The sequence below is a fragment of the Arthrobacter alpinus genome (assembly GCF_900105965.1).
Taxonomy (GTDB): domain Bacteria; phylum Actinomycetota; class Actinomycetes; order Actinomycetales; family Micrococcaceae; genus Specibacter; species Specibacter alpinus.
The window spans coordinates 37,383-57,598 of sequence record NZ_FNTV01000001.1; the positions used below are offsets into that span (position 1 = coordinate 37,383).

Consider the following 20,216-nt stretch of genomic DNA (forward strand, 5'->3'; position numbering starts at 1 on the left):
TGATGCCTCCGCTTGCCTATGCCGTGTCAGGAGGGCTAGCTACTATGTAGGCGGCCAGGGGAGGATCGTCAGGGAAGGCCAAACCTCAGCCCAGCGTTTGGTCTTCGCCTCGTAGACCTCTCGGGGCGCGAGTACCGGATTTGGCACCACTCGCAGTGCGAACAAATCATCAAAACCGTGTGGAGCGTAGGTCTGAAGGGTGCCTGCCGAATCAGAACTTACGGCAAAGCAGCACGTTGTGGCGGCGAAATGATCAATGGCATCGGCTGTGCTGCTAAAGGCGAGCGCTGGCACGCCAAAGTGCTCCTTATACCAAAGGTGAACTCTGGCCTCGTTGCGGACCTCCACGTCAACACCGAGATCGCCGAATAATTCCTTGGCCCGCAGAATGACGGCGTTCTCCGCTTCATAGGAAGTGTCTTCGTCGAAATAAAAGAGATCGTAATCCCGAATCCCAGCCTGCGGATCCTTGCCTTCAAGGACATTCCAAACTGTTTGAAATAGCGCCCCGGCGGTCAACCACCAATCCGAAACTCCCAGCCGCGGTGCCAACCGCAGTATCTCCCTATTGCTCGGGTTTTGATGGATGTAGCCCAGAAATAGCTGTTCGTCGCGGTTGGTCACGGCTCCATCCTGCCCCAATTTTGTGGTCACCGGGGTTAGCCGCTTGACTTGATGAATGAAGCCCCTCTTTTCGCTCCGATCCGCCACCGCCACTGATGCTCGGTGGATTGCTGAGCTTCGTGCCGTGGTGCTCAAGACTGACCTTGAGCGGCTGGGCCGGTACGACCCGATGCGCGTTCGTCAGCGTTTCCTTGACGGGTTCGATGCCGACCATACGCAGGTAATCATGGTCGACGGCGAAACGGCGGGCAGCATTGCCGTCCGGCCTGATCTGGGTAGCCAATGGATTGAGCACTTCTATCTGGATCCTGGGCAGCAGGGTAAGGGTCTTGGCGGAGCAGTGTTGACTCTGGTTATGAGGAATGCGGCAGACTCCCGGCCATTCCGCCTCAACGTTCTCACGGGAAGCCCCGCGCAGCGGTTGTATCTTCGCCATGGCTTTTCGGTTGAGTCGCAGGACGCGGTGGATGTCTTCATGGTTGCGGATGGCACTTGCCCTTGACCCCACATGTTTGGGAACATAGATTCGATAGTGGTCCGTTAATAAATGACCCGGCGAGGTGGCACGAATGAGTGAAAGAGTCGCCCTGATTCCGGCCAGCTACGTCATTTTTCGCCGCGGCGCCTCGGTCCTGCTCCAGCTACGCCAGGGGACGGGCTATATGGACGGGAACTGGGCAACGGCAGCCGCAGGTCATGTCGAAGCGAATGAATCGGCGGAGGCCGCAGCGCTGCGTGAAGCGCTGGAGGAGCTTGGTGTGCAGATCGCTGCCGAGGACCTGGTTCCACTCACCGCCATGCACCGCTTCCTGCCTCGAGGCCAGGCTATTGAACAACGTGTGGATTTCTTCTTCAGTACCGAACGGTGGTCCGGCAACCCACGCATCATGGAACCGCACAAGGCGGCGGATCTGCAATGGTTCCCGCTCGATGAGCTGCCTCCGCTGTTGGTGCCGCATGAGCGGTACGTTCTGGAACGCCTCGCCGCCGGCGTAGCGCCAATCATCAGCCTTGAAACATCAATGCCGGGAAGCTATGTGAACCCGTGAGCAACGCAAGGATCGCGCTGGTAGACGTCAACAACTTCTATGTCTCCTGCGAGCGGGTCTTTGACCCTAGGCTGGAAGGCCGTCCCGTCGTCGTACTTTCCAACAACGATGGCTGCGTCGTGGCCCGCTCGGCCGAAGCCAAGGATTTGGGCATCGCCACGGGCACTCCGTGGTTTCAGCTGCAATCGCAGGCCAAGGCATGGGGTTTGATCGCACGCTCAAGCAATTACGAGCTGTACGGGGACATGAGCGCCCGGGTGATGGAGGTTGTGGGCCGCCACGGCACGTGGCAGGAGGTGTATTCGATCGACGAATCCTTTGCGGGTCTGGTGGGGGAGCCTGCCCAGTTGGAGGCGGCCGGACGTGACATCCGGGCCGCCGTGATGACCCATGTGGGTATGCCCGTCTGTGTTGGCGTGGCCACAACCAAGACGCTGGCAAAATTCGCCAATAGGATCGCCAAGCAAAATCCCGCCTTGGGTGGTGTCTGTGCGCTCGAGGCCATGCCGGAAGCTCATGTTGCCGGGATTCAGGCACGCGTGCCAGCCTCCGGTCTCTGGGGCGTGGGCGGCAGGACGGCTACCAGGCTGAAGATGATGGGTATTGAAAGCATCGCCGATCTCAAGGCTGCCGATCCCGCGCTCATTCGCAAGAAGTTCTCCGTGGTGCTGCAGAGGACTGTCATGGAGCTCAACGGCATTGAATGCATTCCCCACATCGAGGAACGCGCCGATAAGCAACAAATCATGTTCTCCCGCAGCTTCTCCGCACCCGTCACCACAGTTGCTGAGATGGAACAGGTCATGACCGTCTACGCACAACGTGGCGCGGCCAAGCTTGGTGAGGAAGGGCTGCGGACCTCATCCATGACGGTAACGGCAGGAACCAGCCGCTTTGCAGGCGGGGAGGGAAGCTTCCCCGCCGCCACGATCCGCTTCGCCACGCCCACGCAGGACCCCATTGTGCTGGTCCGCGCAGCGGTGGCAGCCATGCGTCAGAGCGCAGTTGCCGGGGCATCGTACCTGCGCGCAGGCGTCATGTTCCACGGGCTCGAACCTGTCACCGGCCCGGCCATGCTGGACGTCTTTGGCGCCGGGGCGCCATCGCCAGATGTGGGCGGGGTGTTGGGCGATGTGCGCAACAAATTTGGGGCCATGGCGATCGGCATTGGAATTGGCGGCATGGCCGAGGCCCCGCAATGGTCCATGAAGCGTGAACATTCCTCACCGCGGTACACCACGGAATGGAAGGAGCTGCCCGTGGTGCGGGCTTAAGCGCCGCAAGACGCAGGCCCGCTAGACTCGAGCCCATGCCTTCAACCAAGATCCTCATGACCCGGCGCCCGGCACTCCTGCTGGCAGCAACAGTTGTTGTCATCCTTGGTCTGGCGATCCACTTCTTTGTTGCCGGAGACACTGCGAGCCTCGTGGCTGATGCCCTCTACACGGTGCTCGTGTACCTGGTCCTGGCCTTCATCCTGCCCAAAGCCGGGCGCCATTGGATGGCGATCGCAGCCTTTGCCGTCAGCGCACTGGTTGAGCTGGCCCAGTTGACGGGCATCCCGGAACAGCTGGCGGTGGGCTTCCCGCCGTCGCGCCTTGTCTTTGGCACAACGTTTTCCGCCTTGGATTTGGTGGCGTACGCCGTGGGGGCAGTGGCGGTCTACTTCGCCGATTCTGCCCTGTCACGCAACAGTGGCACGTGGCGTCGAACACAAACGGAATAGCGCGGATGCGCGGCCAGTTTGACCACTATAGGAGGCAAAGATGCTTGAAGTAGTGGTTATTGGTGCAGGACAGGCCGGACTTTCGGCAGCGTATTACCTTGCCCGCCAGGGGCTCGCCCCCGGCGTGGACTTTATTGTGCTGGATGCGAACCCTGCTCCCGGCGGGGCTTGGCTGCACCGTTGGTCCTCGCTGACATTGGGTGCCGCCCACGCCGTTCACGACCTCCCCGGCATGAAATTGCCACCGGCCGATCCCACTGAACCCGCGTCTGCGGTTGTGGGACGCTACTACGGCAGCTACGAAAAAACCTTTGATTTACCTATCCGCCGGCCGGTGAAGGTGCGCGCGGTTCGCCCGCTTGCCAGGCATCTCCCCGGAGACGACGCCGGTGTCCCCGCCGACACCTCCGGCCAACCGCTGGTGGTGGAAACTGACCAGGGCGATTTCACCACGCACATGGTCATTAACGCCACCGGGACCTGGGACAAGCCGCACTGGCCTCACTATCCCGGAGTTGAGACTTTTACCGGCCGCCAAGTACATACCCACGATTTTCGCGCGGTGGAGGAATTCGCCGGGCAACGGGTTTTGGTGGTGGGTGGCGGCACCTCGGCCGTGCAGTTCTTGTTGCAACTAGCGCAGGCAGGCGTTGAGACGGCCTGGTCCACGCGACGCCCGCCGGAGTTCACCACTCGCGAGTTCAATCCTGACTGGGGACGCGACGTTGAGGCCCGTGTTAACGAGCGCACGGCGGCCGGGCTGCCTCCGTTGAGCGTTGTGGGTGTTACCGGACTGCCGTTAACACAGCAGTACCAAAACGGCATCGACGCAGGCACGCTCGTGTCCCGCGGACCTCTCCTGCGGCTCACCGCTGACGGCGCAGTGTTTGAGGACGGTTCTTCTTTTGCCGCCGATTCGATCCTGTGGGCCACGGGTTTTCGGGCCGCCATGGATCATCTGGCACCGCTCAAGCTCCGAGAACCGGGCGGTGGAATCATCATGGACGGCGTAAAGGTTGCCCGCGAACCCCGTTTGATCTTGGTGGGGTACGGGGCGTCGGCCTCCACGCTCGGCGCCAATCGCGCAGGCCGGGCAGCAGCGCTGGCGGCCCTCGAGCGGCTAAGTGTTCCCGTCGGGGTTTGACGTGCGGATGACCACCTTGGTGGGGACGCCGTCGTTGTCCAACTCGAAACTAACGCCCTTGGGAAGATCGCCGGGGGAGGGGATGGGCGCGCGCTGGCGGGTTTGTTCCTCGCGATCCAGCTTCGCATTGGCCGCCTGAGGGTTGAACACGGCATCAAGGCCCGCGATGGCACCACCCATGGCACCCAAGTTTCCGTGCGCACCGGGTTTGGACATGCTGCGTTGGAACAAGGTAATCACCACAATGGCAGCCACGATCATGCCGACCATGATCAATGCCGTCCACAGCCATTCCATGTGACAAGTCTAAAGCCGCTGGGTGGAAATATCCCGGGGGACTTGGCGGTTGGCGCAAGAGAGACCACTTTGAAAGGCACCATTCATGACACTCCCTATTTCCATCCTTGACCTTGCCCACGTGGGCGAGGGCGGCATCGCCGAAAGCTTTCGGGCGTCCGTGGAACTGGCCCAGAAGGCTGAAGGGTGGGGCTACACGCGCATTTGGTTTGCCGAACACCACAACATGCCCTCAATTGCTTCCTCAGCCACGAGCGTGTTGATTGCGCATGTGGCAGCTCATACGAACTCGATCCGCCTCGGTGCCGGCGGCATCATGCTGCCCAACCACTCCCCGTTGCAGATTGCCGAGCAGTTTGGCACCTTGGCGACACTTCATCCCGGCCGCATCGATCTGGGCTTGGGCCGGGCCCCAGGCAGCGACCAAAACACCATGCGGGCATTGCGCCGGGACCCGACGGCGGCGGACACCTTCCCTTCCGACGTGCAGGAACTGCAGGCCTACTTTGACGGCGAAACCCGCATCTCAGGCGTCAACGCGTACCCGGGCAAGGACACCGAGGTGCCGCTGTACATCCTGGGATCCTCGCTGTTCGGCGCCCGCCTGGCCGCTGCCCTGGGCTTGCCGTACTCCTTCGCGTCCCACTTTGCCCCGCAGGCGCTTGAGGATGCCGTGCGCATCTACCGCCGCGAATTCAAGCCGTCGGCCGCGTTGGCACAGCCGTATGTGATTGCAGGGGTGAACGCGATTGTGGCTGACACCCAGGAAGAAGCCGAGAAGCTGGCGCTGGAGGCGCGACGACGCCGGGTAGTTTCCCTTGTGGGTCGCGGGCAGAGCTTCACCGAGGCAGAAATGGACCTGTTGCTGGATTCTCCGGCGGGCCACCAGGTGAACACCATGTTCCGCTATGCGGCCATTGGAACCCCGGCTGTGGCACGCACCTACTTGGAAGATTTTGCCAAGACGGCCGACGCCGATGAGCTCATCGTGGCCACGCAGGTCACCGACCGCACGGCATGGGTGCGCAGCTTTGAATTGCTGGCAGGGGTTATGGAACTGGCCCCGTCCGTGTAGCGTTCAGGCATGGCAATTGCGCGGTTACCCGGAGTGGTTATTGACTGTCCGAAACCAGCCGAGCTGGCGGACTTTTATGGTTCGTTGCTCGGCTGGGAGGCCACAGCGGAGGACGGTTGGGTTGAACTGCGCTCCGACGATGGCAGTAGTTGGCTGGCGTTCCAACAGGTGGATGCCGGCTATCAGGCGCCAGATTGGCCGGGTCAGAAGAAACCGCAACAGATGCATCTGGACTTTGTGGTTGACGACCTCGACGAAGGTGAGGCCGAGGCTCTGAGGCTTGGCGCCACGAAGCCGAAATTCCAGCCGGGGACATCATTTAGAGTCTTCCTGGATCCGGCTGGCCACCCGTTCTGCCTCTGCGAGTCCTAAGCCTCGTGAGATTCCTTGGGCAGGTGGTGGCGATCGGCCAGCGAGATGCTCAGGGCCGCAACCAACGTTCCGATCACGACGCCCACAAGAGTGTCGGCCACCCGGCTCAGCGCGGCGTCAGGGCCCAGGTGAGTTCCGAGTCCGGTCATGATCAGCGCCATGGGCGTCACGGCAATGGTGGTTAGCGTGTAGTTCTTCAGCACCAGCAGTTCGGCCAAAACCTGGAACAGGACCACCAGAGCTACCGATGGCCAGAATCCCAGCGAAAGGGACAACAGAACCACTGCCACGGCGGCACCAACTACGTTGCCCACCAAACGTTGAATGCTGCGTTGGACGGTGCTGGCATAGTTCAATCCCTGCAGGGCGGCAATGGCACCCATGGTTGCCCAGAGCGGATGCCCCAGGCCAAGAGCTACAGCGACCCAACCGGACAACGCGGCAGCAATGGCCATGCGCAGCGCCTGGTGAAAACTGCTCCGCGATGCGAATTCGCACCGAGCTGCTGCCCAGAAGGCCGGCGGCGTGGTTCCGCGGCTTGACGGTGGGTTTTCTCCCGCGGTGCTGGCGGCTCCCGTCTGCCGCAGTGAAACCTTCGGGATCCCTCGGACCTTGCGCAGTTCTAATTCATGCTGCGTCAGGAGGGTCAGCGCATCAGCATGTGATCCACTGCCGGGAACATCGAATAGTGCAAGCGTGGCTTCGGCGTCATCCAGCAAAAGGTGCAGATGGTCTGCGTCCTGATGGAGACGGCGCGAACGTGAGCTGTTTTCACGCAAGGAACCGGCACTCACCGTCACCGAGTCGCGCGCAGAGCGCAAGGCGGCGGCAGCGGCGGCCCGGCGAGGACCGGCGTCGTCCGTTCCCAGGCTGACAACGGCCGCGATACCGCGCGCAACTGCCAGCCGGGAGGGGGCCAACGGGACCCACACAACAGGTGCCATGGCGGCGAACCAGCCCACCACCACACCGATCGCCACTGCAATGATCGGCGGGGCCACGTCGGCAAAGGAATGTGCGTAACCCGAACCAGCGCCGGCTGCGAACACGAGGATCACGGCGCCGGGGCCGGAAATGCGGAAGGCCGTGAACACGTGCGATGCAAGGCCGGCCAGGAGCGAGAGGATCACGATTTGAAGTGCCATCGGGACTCCCGTGGCGCCCAGGAGCACCCCAATCGCCATGGCCACGATCATGCCCACGCCCACAATTCCCATCATGCGCCCGAGCCGGCGGTAGGGCTGGTAGCGACCAAAAGCGCTGGTCAACGCCCCAAGCGCTGCCATGCCGGCAAGCTGCGGCTGGCCCGCCAAGCCACCCGCAATCAGCACCAGTGTGGCCGCGATTCCCACCTTGATGGCCGTTGTGAAAATGGCATCGGCCGGGCGCATGGAGAAAGCGCCGCGCCATGTTGCTGGTGCGAGCGAGTGGGCCAGGGCGGTGCCAGTGTGGCGAAAACGGGCGTTGGAGGTCATTCACCCATCCTACAATCTATTTTACTAGTAAAATAGATCCGAAGCATGTGAGTGTGATCTCTAGACTGGTGGGATGACGGTGAAGGAAACGGACTTTGTGGACGGCGCGCGGCTTGGGTGGGAGCGATCACGCCCGGAGCTGGACGTCTCCAGTATTGAGGTGATGGCGCGAATTGGCCGTATCGGCGCCCTTGCGGCGCAGCGCGTGGGGCGTGAATTATTGCCCGCGGAGGTGACCCGTGCCGAATTCGATGTTCTCTGCACGCTGGCCCGCGGCGACGGCCCCATGAGGGCAAGCGAAGTCACGGCTGCAACCATGCTCAGCGGAGCATCCACAACGAAGAACGCCGAACGTTTGGTCAAGCGCGGGCTCATTGAACGCCTGCCCTGGGAAAATGACGGCCGGGTGGTCCTGATGCAGCTGACCGCTCAAGGTGAAGAGCTGATTGACCAGGAATTTCCGCGCATGTTGGCCGGCGATCGGCAGATGCTCGCCGGCCTGACCGAGCGCGAGCAGGCGCAGTTGGCGGCACTGCTGCGCAAGCTCGCACTCACGGTTGAGGCAGTCGACTAACCTTGGGTTCGCCACCACGCAATGGTGGCGCGGGCGGCCGATTCCAACGGGGTCGGGGACAGGCCCAGTAGTTTCTCGCTCGCCGTAGAGTCCATGACGAACGGGCCCTGAAACTGGTAGAGCATCTCAGTCATTTCCCGCATTTCCGAGGAAAAAATCCCCGCAGCCCTAACGATCCAACCAGGAACGGAGCTGACTCGCGGCGCTGGAACACCAGCTGCCGTGGCGAATGCGTCAGCAAGTTCACGCTGGCTCAGAGCCGACAACGTAGGCGCGTGCACGATCGAGTTCCAGGCCTCCGGAACCGTCGCTGCCTTGATCATTGCGGATGCCAAATCGGGGACGTAAGTGAATGAGTGCGGGCTCTCCGTACTGCCCATCACCTGAACACGCTTGCCGCCTAGAATCAGCGGCACCATGCGGTCGCCGGCGTGGGCCATACGTACTTGTGGGCCGAAGAAATCCGAGGCCACAACGCTAACGGTTTTCGTTGGGGACGCTGCCCGCGCGGCCAAAAGAGCCGTGCGGACGCCGCGTTTCCCTGTAGAAGCAAGGCGGGGGCTGCGTTCCGTCATGACGTTTTCCGGGGTGCTGTATGCGTAAAGACTTTCCGGGAAAACCACGACGGCGCCGGCCTCGCCCGCCGCTTTCATTACTGCGGCTTCCGCGCGAGGGAGCTCCCTCCGCCACGCCTCCGCGGCGTATTTGGAGCCATGGATGCAGTGAAATACGGCATCCGCACCCTCCATGGCTGTGTGCAGCTGTGCGGGATCTCCGACGTCGGCGCGTAGCCGCTCGATCAGCGGGTGTGCCGGGCCCGAACCGGACCGGGTCAGTAGGCGGACCTGATGCCCCTCGTTGGCGAGTTGGCTGGCGACGTTCCAGCCTACTGGGCCCGCGCCTGTGACTATCTTGATGGCATCCATGGGTTCTCTTTCTCGTGACGTGCTGCACTAGAGAGCAGTGCTCTCGAATAAAGAATGCCCGCTTATGGCAAGACTGTCAAGAGCACTGCTCACTTAAGTTGACGATGTTCTCGATTGCAGTGAAACTAGGGACATGACGCAAACACCGCGGGAACGGGCACGCCAGCAGACCATGGCTGACATTGTCAGTATTGGGCGCCGCCATTTGGAACGCCACGGTGCGGCCGGGCTGTCACTGCGGGCCGTGGCCCGTGACCTGGGTGTGGTTTCATCCGCCATTTACAGGTATGTCAAGAATCGTGATGACTTGCTGACCTTGCTGGTTGTGGACGGTTACAACGCGCTCGGGGATGCCGTGGATGAGGCGTTGGAGCGGACGCCGGCCGAAGACTTCGCGGCCCAGTTCAGGGCTGCAGCCCGGGCGGTTAGGGAATGGGCCTTGGCTGAGCCTGCCCGCTACGGACTACTTTTTGGTGCACCTGTGCCGGGTTACGAGGCACCTGCGGAGCAAACCACCGGGCCAGGCGTACGGGTTGTCACCCGGCTGGTGCTGATCTTGGAAGGGGCCCACGTGGCAGGGCAGCTAGCCGGTCGCGGTCGGCAGCTGGATCCGCGTCTGGCCAACGACTTCGCCGTGATTCGCGAAGAGATGGGGTTGACTATGGACGATCACGTCCTGGCGGCCGGTGTTTTACTCTGGTCAGCGCTTTTTGGTGCCGTCAATTTCGAAGTCTTCGGCCAGTATGGAGCATCGACATTCAGCAATCCAGCAGTCCTTTTTGAGTCTCATTTAGATGGTCTTGAAGCCATCGCGGGATTGCGGTAATTGAAGGTACGGTGGCATAGAGCTGGTGGGATTGCATGGCGTTTGTGGCCCTCATGGGGAATAGTGGCAGGCATGGATGACAAAGCCGTACTTCTGAATTACCTGCAGCTTCGCCGGGCAGATTTACTCTCAAAAATTGATGGCCTGAGCGACTACGATGCCCGCCGCCCGATGACGCCCACCGGGACCAGCCTCCTTGGCCTGCTCAAGCATGTTGCCAGCGTTCAGCTCGGCTACTTTGGCGAGGTCTTCGGCAGGCCCAGCGAGAAGAAATTGCCGTGGATTGACGACGATGCACCCCTCGATGCGGACATGTGGGCCGGAGCGAAGGAGAGTAGGGCGGACATCGTCGAACTCCACGAATTATCCGCCCGGCACAGTGATCAAACCATCGACATGTTGTCCCTCGATGCCAAGGGTGAGGTGCCCTGGTGGACGGGCGAGCGGCGCCATGTCACGCTTCATCAAATCTTGGTCCACATGTGCGTCGAAACGGCCAGGCATGCAGGGCACGCCGATATTCTCCGTGAACTCATCGACGGTGCCATTGGCAACGGTCCCAAGGACCCGAATGTCTCACACCGGACTGCCGAAGAGTGGGTCGCCTACAGGGCGGAATTGGAGGCGGTGGCCCGGACTTTTCGTTAGAAGGGCGTAAAAAAAGTTACCCGAGCGCGGGCAGGTGCGAGAGCAATTCCTGGGCTGCCGCCGTCGGATCTTGCGCCTCGGTGATTGCCCTCACCACCACAATCCTTGATGCCCCGGCCGCCACCACCTCATCCACGTTGCTCAAATCCACCCCACCAATGGCGAACCACGGCTTGGTGGTTCCAAGTGATGCAGCATGCTCAACGAGGGAAAGTCCGACGGCGTCCCGGCCCGGCTTGGTGGGTGTTGCCCACAGCGGGCCAACACAGAAATAATCGGCGTCGGGATCGGCGGCGGCTGCCGAAACCTGGGCGGGATCATGGCTGGAAAGACCCATGGACACGTTCGCTCCAACCAAGGAGCGCGCGGCTGGCAAGGGAAGGTCCTTTTGGCCTATGTGAAACACCGGAGCGCCACTCAATGAGGCAATGTCTGCCCTGTCATTGACGGCCCACAGCTTGCCGAACTCCTGCGCAACGGAGCGCAAAACGGCCAGTAATTCCAGCTCAGCGGCAGCCTCAAGAGACTTGTCGCGCAGCTGGATGATATCCACGCCGCCAGCGTAAGCGGCCCTGAGGAAATCGGCAAAATCGCCCTGCTTGGCGCGTGCATCAGTGCACAAATACAGCCTGGCGTTTTCCAATGAGGGGGTGGACGGTGTGGTCGATGCGTCATGGATGAGAGAAGTTGTGCTCATGTCTCATAGACTAGTGCAGTACCGCGGGAGCCAGTGAAGCTGGCTGAGAGGGCGCCGAATGCGCCGACCGATTGACGTCCTGCAAGGGCGTAATAACCTGATCCGGATCATGCCGGCGTAGGGAAGGAGAGCACTGTGGCACCCGTTGCGCGTGAAAATTTGACCACCGAGGTGGCCGTCATTGGTGGCGGCATCATTGGGCTCGGGATCGCCTGGGAAGCCCAACGTGCAGGCCATGCGGTCACCGTGATCGATCCCGCACCAGCGACCGGCGCCACCTTTGCCGCCGCCGGAATGTTGGCTCCAGTCAGCGAACTTCACTACCAGGAAGATGAGCTGCTGAAGCTGACACTCGCCTCAGCGGCCCGCTGGCCAGAGTTCGTGGCATCCTTGCCGAAGGCCGCCCATACCGGATTCAACACCTCGCCAACATTGGTCTTGGGCGGGGACCCTGGCGACCGCAAGGCGCTGGCCGATCTGCGCGATGTCCAGGCCAGTCACGGCTTGGAGGTGGCCCAGCTGACCATCCGCGAAGCCCGTGCGTTGGAGCCCATGGTTGGCCCACAGATTTCCTGCGCTTACAAAGTGGAACAGGATCATCAAGTTGATCCGCGCGCCATGGCCGAGGCACTTCGGGCGGCGTTGCTGTCGGCTGGCGGTGCTGCCGGCGGTGCTGCTGCCTCCGCGCCCGTTTTCATCGAGCAGTCCGCCACCGGGCTGTTGCATCGAGACCCCGGGGACACCCTGTCGCCGGTGACAGGCGTGCTGCTTGCCGATGGCAGCGAAGTCCACGCGCGGGAGGTCATCGTGGCCAACGCCTTGGGTGCAGCCAAACTCGGAGGGCTTCCCGAAGGGCTGAAGCTGCCGGTCCGTCCCGTGTACGGCGACATCCTGCGACTTCGCGTACCCGAGCACCTGCGCCCGCTCATTACTGCAACGATCCGCGGCATGGTGCGTGGCCTGCCGGTGTACATCGTCCCGCGCGAGGATGGCACCGTGGTGATCGGAGCCAGTAGCCGAGAAGACGGCAACCCGGGTGTCAGCGCAGGGGGAGTGCACCAGCTATTGCGTGATGCCCAGGTGCTGGTACCCGCCGTGGCGGAACTTGAACTGATGGAAATGACGGCTCGTGCCAGGCCCGGAACCCCGGACAACGCGCCGTTGCTGGGCAGGGTCGCGGGCACCCGCGGTAAAGACATCCCAGGGCTTATCATCGCCACGGGATTCTTCCGCCACGGCGTCCTGCTCACGCCCATCGCTGCCCACATCACCCGCCAGTTGCTGGGCAATATCACCGATCTGGCCTGGGAATGTTTCCGCCCGGACCGCTTCTCACCAGCCCTTCAGCCAACCCAGCCTTCCTCCCGGCCCGCCGCCGGTCAACCCGCGCAGGAGCACCCATGAACAGCATCAACATCAACGGAACAACGCAGCCACTTGCCGACGGAACCACGGTGGCAGACCTGGTCACGGCCATGACCGGCAAGTCCCTGCTGGCCAATGGCCAAGCTGTGGACGGCGGACGTTTGGGTGTTGCCGTGGCACGCAACTCTGACATTGTGCCGCGCAGCCAGTGGTCCGCAACATCGGTGCAGGCCAATGATCAGTTGGAGATTGTCACGGCGGTGCAGGGTGGCTGAACACCGCCCCAAAACACAAGAAAACGCTCCAACAACCACTCATTACTTCGCTGTGAAGGTGTCCAACTCATGACTGAAACAATCATTACCAACGACGCACTGGTTATTGACGGCGTGGCACTGGGCTCACGGCTCATCATGGGCACCGGAGGTGCGCCCAGTCTGTCCGGCTTGGGGGAGGCCCTCCTCGCCTCGGGCACCGAGCTGACCACTGTGGCGATGCGCCGATACTCGGTGGACAGCAACGGCGAATCCGGCACCAACTTGTTTCAGCTGCTGCTGGAAAACAACATTCGCGTCCTGCCCAACACGGCCGGCTGCTTCACGGCGCGCGAAGCCGTCATGACGGCGGAACTTGCCCGTGAGGCGTTGGAAACTGACTGGGTGAAGCTGGAAGTGGTCGCCGATGAGCACACCCTGCTGCCCGATGCCCTGGAGCTGGCGGACGCCACCGAGCAGCTGGTCAACCGCGGCTTCAAGGTCTTCGCCTACACCAATGACGATCCGGTTCTGGCGCTGCGCCTGGAACAGCTCGGTGCCGTGGCCGTCATGCCGCTGGGTGCGCCCATCGGAACGGGACTGGGCATCCTGAACCCGCACAACATTGAGCTCATCGTTTCTCGCGCAGGCGTCCCCGTGGTGCTCGACGCCGGAATTGGCACGGCCTCCGACGCCGCCCTGGCCATGGAGCTGGGCTGCGACGCCGTGCTGCTGGCCACCGCCGTCACCCGGGCCCAGAATCCGCTGGTCATGGCGCAGGCCTTCAAACACGCCGTGATCGGTGGCAGACTGGCAGCACAGGGCGGCCGCATTCCCAAGCGTGCCCATGCGTTGGCTTCCTCGGCCATGGCAGGCCGCCCCGACCTGTAACCAAAGCAAGGAGCCAGTCATGGCCGCGAAAGATGTCTTGACCCGTGAGCAGATCGACGCCGAGCTCGACGCTCTGCCGGGGTGGAGGCTCCGCTTGGGTGGGCTGGCGACGGTACTGAAGTGTCCGACGTCGGCCGCCGCACTTGAGCTGTTTGCCACCATCGGTGAGCTGGCGCAGAAAGCCAACCACCACCCGGATGTTGACTGGCGCTATGACACTCTGTTTGTGGCCCTGACCTCCCACGATGCGGGCTCCAAGGTGACGGCGCGTGATGCGGCACTGGCCAAGTCCATCTCGGCGGCCGCGCAAGACGGGGGTGCCGTGGCACAGCCACAGCGGCTCAGAAGCGTCGAAATTGCCTTGGATACCAATAATATGGCGGAGGTGGCGCCTGTGTGGGCGGCGGCCCTGGGCTTTGTCGCGGGGGCGCCCGATGAGTTGAAGGACCCCGCCGGCATGTTGCCGACGTTGTGGTTTCAAGAAACGCAGACGCCTAACGCCAACCGTTTCCACTTTGACATTCACGTGCCTGCCAGTGAGGCGCAAGAGGTGCTCGCCGCGATAGCAGAAGCCGGGGGCACCCTGGACCATTCCAATGCCCCACAATTTGTCATCGCAACCGATCCTCAAGGGAACCGGCTGTGCATCTGCACGGAAGAAGGCCGAGACGCTTAGAAACACTTAAATGGGTAGGCGCAGGACTCAATGTGAGTCCTGCGCCTACGTGTTTAAATGATGCGGTTTAGTGAATCTGCAAGATCGCGTTGGTCCGCGCCACATGCTGCTGGTGGCGGGTACGGCCCACAAAACCGGCCGTGGCCCAAGCCGCTGCACCGCCCACAACGATCGAGAGAATCCACGGGATCCATGCAGTGGCAGGATCATTGTCCAGTCCCACGGCCATGGTGACGATCCAAACCAACAGCGCTGCAGTCACCGCGGCACCTGCCGGCAACAAGGCGCCGAAGGTCTGGCGGTGCTTGTCCACGGCCCAGGAGAGGGCGCCGAGAGCGCCTGCAATCAGGGCAATAATGACCAATGCGACCATGAAATGGAACCGTCTCTCTCAGGGAAGTTTCTTGTGTTTTTTACAGGGCGGCGAAGCCGACGCTGCGAGCCTTCTCGCCGCCGAGTTCAACGTAACCCAGGGCAGTGCCGGGGATAATCACAACGCGGCCCTTTTCGTCCTTGAGGCTCAACGAGGTGCCCTTGGTTAGGGCCTCGGAGACCAAGGCGGCGACGTCGTCGGCCGTTTGATCGGATTCAAGGACAATTTCGCGGCCAATGTTCTGGATGCCGATCTTGATTTCCACAGTTGTCTCCTCGGTGCAAGTTACAAATAGATCTAAGTACAAACCACTTTAGGGGCAGGCGGTCAGGATTCCTTGGGGAAGCGGCTAATTCCGCGCCAAGCTAAACGATAGACAAGATCGCTGGCTACCTCGATGTCCAAATCACCGTTGGCCTCGAGCCAGTAGCGGGCACTGACCTGGGCCATGCCGGCCAAGGCGCGGCCCAAAAGGGTGGCCTCGACGGGGGGCAGTTTGGTGTCCTCGGCAATGACCTGGCCAATAGCGTCGGCATAGTTGGCGTTGAACTTTTCGAGCCGGGCGGCAACCTCGGTGTCGTTGACAAGGTCGGATTCAAAAACCAGCCGGTGGGCTTGGTCATCGTTGGCCATGAAGAGGAAGTAAGCCTTCATCGTGGCTTGGACGCGCAATTTGTTGTCAGTGGTGGAGTTCAAGGCGGCGACCAACATTGTGGTCAGCGCCTCCAAGTGACTGTCCAGGAGGGCAAGGTACAGCTCGCGCTTGCTGGGGAAGTGTTGGTACAACACGGGCTTGCTGACCTTGGCGGTCTCTGCAATCTCGTCCATGGCGGCGCCGTGGTAGCCGTGGTTGACGAACACTTCAAGCGCGGAGGCAAGAAGCTGGGCCCGGCGTTCGTCCCGGGGCATACGGGCAGGTGCCGTGCGTGCTGCGGGGCGCTCCTTGGCGGAAGGATCCAAACTCATGGTGGCAGCCTTTCTCGTAAGTTGCCCCGTGGTTGGCGCTGGGCTGGTGTGTGACATTCTACCCGCCAGTAGAGGGCAAACGGGGGATCGCTTCTTGAAGACGTCCCCCGTTGCCCACCCGTTGGCCGGAGCGTAAAACTAGGACGCGGGGATAACCAGACCCTTGAACTCGGCCTGGATGAAGTCCTTCATCTCCTGTGAGGTGAGCAGCTTGAAGAGCTTCTGCACGCGGGGATCATCCTTCATGTCCGCCCTTACGGCGAGCACGTTGTAGAAGGGGCTGTCTTCGCCCTCCACCAAGAGCTGCTTGTCCGAGCTCAGGCCTGCCGGCAGGGCGAACGCCAGGGTGACGATCGCTGCGTCCTTGTCGTTGAGGGCCTGCGGGAGGCTGGCGTTCTCAATCTCCGTGAACTTGAAGTTCTTGGGGTTGGCGGTGATGTCCTTGAGCGTAATGGGGTTTTCCTTGACCTCGATCAGACCCTTGGAGGCCAACAGCAGCAAGGCGCGGCCTTCATTGGTGGGGTCGTTGGGGACCGCGATGGACGCACCCTCAGGCAGCTCGCCAAGAGTGGCAATCTCGTTGGAGTAGAGGGCCATCGGGGGAAGATACACCTTGCCGACGCTGACCAGGTCCTTGCCGGTGGCCTTGTTGTAAGTCTCCATGAAGGTGGTGTTCTGGAAGAGATTGGCGTCGATGTCGCCGTCGCTGAGGGCAGCGTTGGGGGTGTTGTAGTCGCTGAATTCCTTGTAGTCGACCGTGAGCCCTTCCTTGGGGGCGAGCTCCTTGGAGACATGTTTGAGCATGTCGCCGGCCGGGACTGCCAGTGCCCCCACCTTGATCGTGTCGGCAGCGGACGAATCCGGGCCTGTACCGCAGGCAGTGAGCGCGAAGATGGCGGCTGCACCGACGGCGGCGGCCTTGAAAAGGGTGGAACGGATCATGGTGATTCTTTCGATAGAAGTGTCTGCAGGCGCGGATCGGTCCGCAGCGTGCGCAGTTGACGTGCGGAGCCTAGCGGTGCGAGAGACGCCGAGCAGCAAAGTTGCCAAGGGACTGGAACAGCTGGACAAACAAGATCAAGATGATGACAACGGCAAACATGTATTCCGGGCTGTAGCGCTGGTATCCATAACGGAAAGCGACATCTCCCAGACCGCCACCGCCCACGGCGCCAACCATGGCCGAATAACCAATGAGTCCCACGACTGTCGTGGACAGACCCAAAGCGAGGGCAGGAACCGCCTCAGCCACCATGACCTTGGCAAGGATCGTCCAGCGTGTTGCGCCCAACGATTCGGCGGCCTCGATGAGCCCAACAGGTACTTCACGGATACCGATCTCCACCAGCCGGGCGAAGAAGGGAATGCCGGCAACAGTCAACGGCACAATGGCTGCTGTGGGACCGATGAAGGATCCTACGAGCAGTCGCGTGAACGGAATCAGCAGGATCATCAAGATGATGAACGGGATGGATCGGCCTACATTCACCAGAAGATCAAGGACCCTGTTGATGACGATGCCAAGTGCGCGGCTGCCGAGGGGCTTGGCCAGGAGCCCGCCAGCTTCAGTGGTCACCAGGACCACACCGGCGGCAAGACCGAAGACGATGGTGAAAATCAGGCTGAAGCCAACTGTGTACAACGTTTCGCCAGCGCCCTGCAGGATGGTCTCGAAGAGATCGGACCAAAAGGACGGGTCATTGCGATCTAGCATCCGATTACCTCCACAAATAGTCCTTGACTGCGCAGATCAGCGATGGCCGCAGCGACAGTTTCTTGGGCACCGGGAAGTTCCAGCCGGGTTCTGCCCGTTTGACGCCCATGGATGGTTTCGATGGCGGCACCGAGGATGCCCACATCTATGCCATAAGTTCGGGCCAGCTGTGCGATGACGGGACGGTCCGCAGTGACACCGTTGAAGGTGATCTCAATGATCGTGTTGCCGTTTTTCGGGATCTCGCCAAGCGGGAACAGCGCCTGCCCCAGCAAGGACTTCTCGGTGGTCAGCAAGCCCTCGACCGAGCCCTGTTCCAGGATCCGGCCCTGGCTCATGACCGCGGCGGAATCGCAGATGCGCTTCACCACGTCCATCTCATGGGTGATCAGCATGACGGTCAAGCCCAATTCGCGGCTAAGCTTGCGGATGAGATCAAGGATCTGCTGAGTGGTCTCTGGATCCAAGGCGGAAGTCGCTTCATCGCTCAAGAGCACCGAGGGCTTGGAGGCAAGCGCGCGGGCTATGCCAACACGCTGCTTCTGTCCTCCGGAAAGCTGCGAGGGGTAGGCCGTGGCTTTGCCCTCCAGGCCAACGAGCTCAAGGATTTCCGCTACACGTTTGCGCCGTGCGGCACGGTCCATGCCGGTGATCTCCAGCGAGAGCTCCACATTGGACTGGACCGTCCTGCTGCTCAGCAAGTTAAAGTGCTGGAAAATCATGCCGATGTTGTGGCGGGCAGATCGCAGCCCCGCGCCGTGAAGGAGGCTGATGTCCTGGCCATCGACAGTGACAGTGCCGCTGTCTGGCCGTTCCAAGGAATTGATGGTCCTGATCAAGGTGCTCTTGCCGGCACCGCTTTGGCCTACGACGCCGAAAATCTCGCCCTTGGCGACGTTCAGGGAGACGTCGTCGAGTGCACGAACAGCATTTTCCCCCGAGCCGTAGCTCTTGCTGATCCGGTCAACTGAAATCATGTTGCTCCTGTCTCCGCTGATAATTCCGGCTTGTCCCTCTGACTCGCACAGGCCATGCGGACCGCATAAAATTCTCCCAAATGGTGGAGTTGAAGCAAAATTAGAACTATTGCAGGCTCAAGGCAGAAATGGCGGCACTTTGTTCATTCAAAGTTCCAGCAGCGTCGTGGTCCGGGCCACCACGGTCAGTAACGGCAGGACAATCATCACGGTGATGGTCGCCACCTGGAACTGAGACCTTCCTCACATGATTCGGTGGCTGGCCACTTGCGCGGGCACCCCCTAGATTTATAGTTATGGTTTCCTTGATCCAGCCTCTTCCCACCAAAAGCCCCTCCCTTCCACCGCTCGTTGAGCCCGGCCCGCCGCTGGCCAAGGAGGAATTGGAGCGTTATTCGCGCCACGCGCTGATCCCGGAAATTGGTCTGGATGGCCAGCGCCGACTGCGCAACTCGCGTGTTCTGGTCATTGGCGCAGGCGGGTTGGGATCGCCCGCCCTGCTGTACCTGGCGGCGGCTGGCGTTGGCACTTTGGGCATCGTCGACGACGACACCGTTGAGCTGAGCAATTTGCAGCGTCAGGTCATTCACGGCGTGGGTGACATTGGCCGGACCAAGCTGGAGTCCGCCCGCGATTCCATCCTTGAGCTGAACCCCGGCGTCAACGTGGTTCTGCATCCTCTTCGCCTGGATTCCAGCAACGCGCTGGACATTTTTGCCGACTATGACGTCATCTTGGATGGTGCCGACAACTTCGCCACCCGCTACCTTGTCAATGACGCCGCGGCGCTCCTCGGCAAGCCGTATGTGTGGGGTTCGATCCTGCGCTTTGACGGGCAGGTCAGTGTCTTCTGGGACAAGTTCGGCCCCAATTACCGTGATCTTTACCCCGAGCCGCCGGCCCCCGGAACCGTACCGTCCTGCGCCGAAGGAGGAGTTTTCGGCATGCTGTGCGCCTCGATTGGGGCCATGATGGTCACCGAGGCGGTCAAGCTCATCACCGGGATCGGGCAATCGTTGCTGGGCCGGCTCTTGATTTTCGACGCCCTCACAGCGCGTTGGCGTGAAATTCGCATCGCCAAGGATCCGCAGGCTCCGTCCATCACCGAGTTGGTGGACTATGAGATTTTCTGCGGCTTCAGCCCTGCCACCTCGGCCGCGGACAGGGACGATCTCATCTCAGCCGAGCAGCTCGCCGAACGCTTGGTTCGCCGAGAACGGGGCGAGGACAACTTCGTCTTGGTTGATGTGCGCGAACCTGTGGAATTCGAGATCGCCCGGATCCCAGGATCAGTATTGATCCCCTTGGCCGGGATCCGGGATGGTTCGGCCCTTGGGCAGGTGCCTCGCGGAGTGCCGCTGATCCTGCATTGCAAGGCAGGCACCCGCTCGGCCCAAGCGCTGGCGAGCCTGACCTCGCAAGGGTATGACGACGTCGTCCATCTTGACGGCGGAATCGATGCCTGGGCCAAGGCCGGGCACTGACGGCGACAAACACGGCATAGAGGAGTACATTGCGCACAAAGGGTTCTGCTTGCCCGCGAGCGGACCGCACCCATGGAAGAGGC

At 61.6% G+C, this 20,216-nt stretch carries 26 protein-coding genes; 15 read left to right on the forward strand and 11 right to left on the reverse strand.

Features of this window, described 5'->3' with window-relative positions:
• Positions 1-42: 42 nt before the first annotated feature.
• A complete protein-coding gene (locus tag BLV41_RS00165) occupies positions 43-624 on the reverse strand; it encodes a nucleotidyltransferase family protein (RefSeq protein ID WP_083360508.1) in 582 nt (193 codons plus the stop codon).
• A gap of 55 nt (positions 625-679) precedes the next feature.
• Between BLV41_RS00165 and BLV41_RS00170 the strand changes: the two genes are divergently transcribed.
• The 5 genes from BLV41_RS00170 to BLV41_RS00190 all read left to right on the forward strand — a co-directional run bounded on the left by BLV41_RS00170 (position 680) and on the right by BLV41_RS00190 (position 4,543).
• Positions 680-1,126 (forward strand): GNAT family N-acetyltransferase, encoded by a 447-nt coding sequence (locus BLV41_RS00170; protein ID WP_074709475.1) that lies wholly within the window; start codon positions 680-682, stop codon positions 1,124-1,126.
• A gap of 67 nt (positions 1,127-1,193) precedes the next feature.
• Entirely contained in the window at positions 1,194-1,673 is a 480-nt protein-coding gene (locus BLV41_RS00175) for an NUDIX domain-containing protein (protein ID WP_074709477.1), read from the forward strand.
• Entirely contained in the window at positions 1,670-2,947 is a 1,278-nt protein-coding gene (locus BLV41_RS00180; protein WP_074709479.1) for a Y-family DNA polymerase, read from the forward strand. The genes BLV41_RS00175 and BLV41_RS00180 overlap by 4 nt, the downstream gene beginning before the upstream one ends.
• A gap of 35 nt (positions 2,948-2,982) precedes the next feature.
• Entirely contained in the window at positions 2,983-3,399 is a 417-nt protein-coding gene (locus BLV41_RS00185; protein ID WP_044574574.1) for a ribosomal maturation YjgA family protein, read from the forward strand.
• 40 nt (positions 3,400-3,439) lie between these two features.
• Positions 3,440-4,543 (forward strand): FAD-dependent oxidoreductase, encoded by a 1,104-nt coding sequence (locus BLV41_RS00190; RefSeq protein WP_074709480.1) that lies wholly within the window; start codon positions 3,440-3,442, stop codon positions 4,541-4,543.
• On the opposite strand, the gene BLV41_RS00195 is transcribed toward BLV41_RS00190, so the two are convergent.
• The gene (locus BLV41_RS00195; protein WP_074709482.1) at positions 4,520-4,840 is read right to left on the reverse strand and encodes a hypothetical protein; all 321 of its coding nucleotides are present in this window, start codon (positions 4,838-4,840) and stop codon (positions 4,520-4,522) included. The genes BLV41_RS00190 and BLV41_RS00195 overlap by 24 nt on opposite strands.
• Positions 4,841-4,925: 85 nt before the next feature.
• On the opposite strand from BLV41_RS00195, the gene BLV41_RS00200 reads away from it, so the two are divergent.
• Positions 4,926-5,915, forward strand: a complete 990-nt coding sequence (locus BLV41_RS00200) for an LLM class flavin-dependent oxidoreductase (RefSeq protein WP_044574568.1) — start codon at positions 4,926-4,928, stop codon at positions 5,913-5,915.
• A 9-nt stretch (positions 5,916-5,924) separates the two neighbouring features.
• Positions 5,925-6,287, forward strand: a complete 363-nt coding sequence (locus tag BLV41_RS00205; RefSeq protein WP_044574566.1) for a VOC family protein — start codon at positions 5,925-5,927, stop codon at positions 6,285-6,287.
• Here BLV41_RS00205 and BLV41_RS00210 read toward each other — a convergent pair.
• A complete protein-coding gene (locus BLV41_RS00210) occupies positions 6,284-7,762 on the reverse strand; it encodes an FUSC family protein (RefSeq protein WP_074709484.1) in 1,479 nt (492 codons plus the stop codon). The two genes, BLV41_RS00205 and BLV41_RS00210, sit on opposite strands and share 4 nt — an antisense overlap.
• Before the next feature lie 73 nt (positions 7,763-7,835).
• Here BLV41_RS00210 and BLV41_RS00215 point away from each other — a divergent pair, with 73 nt between their 5' ends.
• Positions 7,836-8,336 (forward strand): MarR family winged helix-turn-helix transcriptional regulator, encoded by a 501-nt coding sequence (locus BLV41_RS00215; RefSeq protein ID WP_044574562.1) that lies wholly within the window; start codon positions 7,836-7,838, stop codon positions 8,334-8,336.
• Here the strand turns inward: BLV41_RS00215 and BLV41_RS00220 are convergent.
• Positions 8,333-9,262, reverse strand: a complete 930-nt coding sequence (locus tag BLV41_RS00220) for an NAD-dependent epimerase/dehydratase family protein (protein ID WP_074709486.1) — start codon at positions 9,260-9,262, stop codon at positions 8,333-8,335. The genes BLV41_RS00215 and BLV41_RS00220 overlap by 4 nt on opposite strands.
• A gap of 133 nt (positions 9,263-9,395) precedes the next feature.
• On the opposite strand from BLV41_RS00220, the gene BLV41_RS00225 reads away from it, so the two are divergent.
• Together BLV41_RS00225 and BLV41_RS00230 are read left to right on the forward strand one after the other, a co-directional pair.
• Complete coding sequence (locus BLV41_RS00225; RefSeq protein WP_074709488.1) at positions 9,396-10,088, forward strand: TetR/AcrR family transcriptional regulator; 693 nt, start codon at positions 9,396-9,398, stop codon at positions 10,086-10,088.
• Between the two features lie 72 nt (positions 10,089-10,160).
• Complete coding sequence (locus tag BLV41_RS00230) at positions 10,161-10,736, forward strand: DinB family protein (protein WP_074712994.1); 576 nt, start codon at positions 10,161-10,163, stop codon at positions 10,734-10,736.
• A 16-nt stretch (positions 10,737-10,752) separates the two neighbouring features.
• Here the strand turns inward: BLV41_RS00230 and thiE are convergent, their stop codons facing one another.
• Positions 10,753-11,433 (reverse strand): thiamine phosphate synthase, encoded by a 681-nt coding sequence (gene thiE, locus BLV41_RS00235; protein ID WP_074709490.1) that lies wholly within the window; start codon positions 11,431-11,433, stop codon positions 10,753-10,755.
• Positions 11,434-11,568: 135 nt separating this feature from the next.
• Between thiE and thiO the strand changes: the two genes are divergently transcribed.
• The 4 genes from thiO to BLV41_RS00255 all read left to right on the forward strand — a co-directional run bounded on the left by thiO (position 11,569) and on the right by BLV41_RS00255 (position 14,619).
• Positions 11,569-12,837 carry a glycine oxidase ThiO gene (gene thiO, locus BLV41_RS00240; protein ID WP_074712995.1) on the forward strand — a complete coding sequence of 423 codons (1,269 nt, stop codon included), beginning with the start codon at positions 11,569-11,571 and terminating at the stop codon, positions 12,835-12,837.
• Positions 12,834-13,073, forward strand: a complete 240-nt coding sequence (gene thiS / locus BLV41_RS00245; RefSeq protein ID WP_044574553.1) for a sulfur carrier protein ThiS — start codon at positions 12,834-12,836, stop codon at positions 13,071-13,073. The genes thiO and thiS overlap by 4 nt, the downstream gene beginning before the upstream one ends.
• Before the next feature lie 69 nt (positions 13,074-13,142).
• On the forward strand, positions 13,143-13,943 hold the full coding sequence (locus BLV41_RS00250) for a thiazole synthase (protein ID WP_074709492.1): 801 nt from the start codon (positions 13,143-13,145) through the stop codon (positions 13,941-13,943).
• 19 nt (positions 13,944-13,962) lie between these two features.
• On the forward strand, positions 13,963-14,619 hold the full coding sequence (locus tag BLV41_RS00255; protein ID WP_074709494.1) for a 4a-hydroxytetrahydrobiopterin dehydratase: 657 nt from the start codon (positions 13,963-13,965) through the stop codon (positions 14,617-14,619).
• 67 nt (positions 14,620-14,686) lie between these two features.
• Here BLV41_RS00255 and BLV41_RS00260 read toward each other — a convergent pair whose 3' ends face one another.
• The 6 genes from BLV41_RS00260 to BLV41_RS00285 all read right to left on the reverse strand — a co-directional run bounded on the left by BLV41_RS00260 (position 14,687) and on the right by BLV41_RS00285 (position 18,649).
• The gene (locus BLV41_RS00260) at positions 14,687-14,992 is read right to left on the reverse strand and encodes a hypothetical protein (protein ID WP_074709496.1); all 306 of its coding nucleotides are present in this window, start codon (positions 14,990-14,992) and stop codon (positions 14,687-14,689) included.
• Positions 14,993-15,032: 40 nt separating this feature from the next.
• On the reverse strand, positions 15,033-15,257 hold the full coding sequence (locus tag BLV41_RS00265; protein ID WP_044574544.1) for a DUF3107 domain-containing protein: 225 nt from the start codon (positions 15,255-15,257) through the stop codon (positions 15,033-15,035).
• A gap of 62 nt (positions 15,258-15,319) precedes the next feature.
• Complete coding sequence (locus BLV41_RS00270; RefSeq protein ID WP_044574542.1) at positions 15,320-15,958, reverse strand: TetR/AcrR family transcriptional regulator; 639 nt, start codon at positions 15,956-15,958, stop codon at positions 15,320-15,322.
• 138 nt (positions 15,959-16,096) lie between these two features.
• Entirely contained in the window at positions 16,097-16,900 is an 804-nt protein-coding gene (locus tag BLV41_RS00275; protein ID WP_074709498.1) for a MetQ/NlpA family ABC transporter substrate-binding protein, read from the reverse strand.
• Between the two features lie 70 nt (positions 16,901-16,970).
• Complete coding sequence (locus BLV41_RS00280) at positions 16,971-17,672, reverse strand: methionine ABC transporter permease (protein WP_074709500.1); 702 nt, start codon at positions 17,670-17,672, stop codon at positions 16,971-16,973.
• On the reverse strand, positions 17,666-18,649 hold the full coding sequence (locus tag BLV41_RS00285; RefSeq protein ID WP_074709502.1) for a methionine ABC transporter ATP-binding protein: 984 nt from the start codon (positions 18,647-18,649) through the stop codon (positions 17,666-17,668). Before BLV41_RS00285 ends, BLV41_RS00280 begins: the two co-directional genes overlap by 7 nt.
• Before the next feature lie 296 nt (positions 18,650-18,945).
• Here BLV41_RS00285 and moeB point away from each other — a divergent pair, with 296 nt between their 5' ends.
• Positions 18,946-20,133, forward strand: a complete 1,188-nt coding sequence (gene moeB / locus BLV41_RS00290; protein WP_074709504.1) for a molybdopterin-synthase adenylyltransferase MoeB — start codon at positions 18,946-18,948, stop codon at positions 20,131-20,133.
• Positions 20,134-20,216 lie beyond the last annotated feature (83 nt).

Bases quoted from the DNA above. Each gene is read 5' to 3' on its own strand.
- BLV41_RS00170 (WP_074709475.1), top strand. From the start codon at position 680: ATGAAGCCCCTCTTTTCGCTCCGATCCGCCACCGCCACTGATGCTCGG.
- BLV41_RS00175 (WP_074709477.1), top strand. From the start codon at position 1,194: ATGAGTGAAAGAGTCGCCCTGATTCCGGCCAGCTACGTCATTTTTCGC.
- BLV41_RS00185 (WP_044574574.1), top strand. From the start codon at position 2,983: ATGCCTTCAACCAAGATCCTCATGACCCGGCGCCCGGCACTCCTGCTG.
- BLV41_RS00190 (WP_074709480.1), top strand. From the start codon at position 3,440: ATGCTTGAAGTAGTGGTTATTGGTGCAGGACAGGCCGGACTTTCGGCA.
- BLV41_RS00195 (WP_074709482.1), bottom strand. From the start codon at position 4,840: ATGGAATGGCTGTGGACGGCATTGATCATGGTCGGCATGATCGTGGCT.
- BLV41_RS00200 (WP_044574568.1), top strand. From the start codon at position 4,926: ATGACACTCCCTATTTCCATCCTTGACCTTGCCCACGTGGGCGAGGGC.
- BLV41_RS00205 (WP_044574566.1), top strand. From the start codon at position 5,925: ATGGCAATTGCGCGGTTACCCGGAGTGGTTATTGACTGTCCGAAACCA.
- BLV41_RS00210 (WP_074709484.1), bottom strand. From the start codon at position 7,762: ATGACCTCCAACGCCCGTTTTCGCCACACTGGCACCGCCCTGGCCCAC.
- BLV41_RS00215 (WP_044574562.1), top strand. From the start codon at position 7,836: ATGACGGTGAAGGAAACGGACTTTGTGGACGGCGCGCGGCTTGGGTGG.
- BLV41_RS00220 (WP_074709486.1), bottom strand. From the start codon at position 9,262: ATGGATGCCATCAAGATAGTCACAGGCGCGGGCCCAGTAGGCTGGAAC.
- BLV41_RS00225 (WP_074709488.1), top strand. From the start codon at position 9,396: ATGACGCAAACACCGCGGGAACGGGCACGCCAGCAGACCATGGCTGAC.
- BLV41_RS00230 (WP_074712994.1), top strand. From the start codon at position 10,161: ATGGATGACAAAGCCGTACTTCTGAATTACCTGCAGCTTCGCCGGGCA.
- thiE (WP_074709490.1), bottom strand. From the start codon at position 11,433: ATGAGCACAACTTCTCTCATCCATGACGCATCGACCACACCGTCCACC.
- thiS (WP_044574553.1), top strand. From the start codon at position 12,834: ATGAACAGCATCAACATCAACGGAACAACGCAGCCACTTGCCGACGGA.
- BLV41_RS00250 (WP_074709492.1), top strand. From the start codon at position 13,143: ATGACTGAAACAATCATTACCAACGACGCACTGGTTATTGACGGCGTG.
- BLV41_RS00255 (WP_074709494.1), top strand. From the start codon at position 13,963: ATGGCCGCGAAAGATGTCTTGACCCGTGAGCAGATCGACGCCGAGCTC.
- BLV41_RS00260 (WP_074709496.1), bottom strand. From the start codon at position 14,992: ATGGTCGCATTGGTCATTATTGCCCTGATTGCAGGCGCTCTCGGCGCC.
- BLV41_RS00270 (WP_044574542.1), bottom strand. From the start codon at position 15,958: ATGAGTTTGGATCCTTCCGCCAAGGAGCGCCCCGCAGCACGCACGGCA.
- BLV41_RS00275 (WP_074709498.1), bottom strand. From the start codon at position 16,900: ATGATCCGTTCCACCCTTTTCAAGGCCGCCGCCGTCGGTGCAGCCGCC.
- BLV41_RS00280 (WP_074709500.1), bottom strand. From the start codon at position 17,672: ATGCTAGATCGCAATGACCCGTCCTTTTGGTCCGATCTCTTCGAGACC.
- BLV41_RS00285 (WP_074709502.1), bottom strand. From the start codon at position 18,649: ATGATTTCAGTTGACCGGATCAGCAAGAGCTACGGCTCGGGGGAAAAT.
- moeB (WP_074709504.1), top strand. From the start codon at position 18,946: ATGGTTTCCTTGATCCAGCCTCTTCCCACCAAAAGCCCCTCCCTTCCA.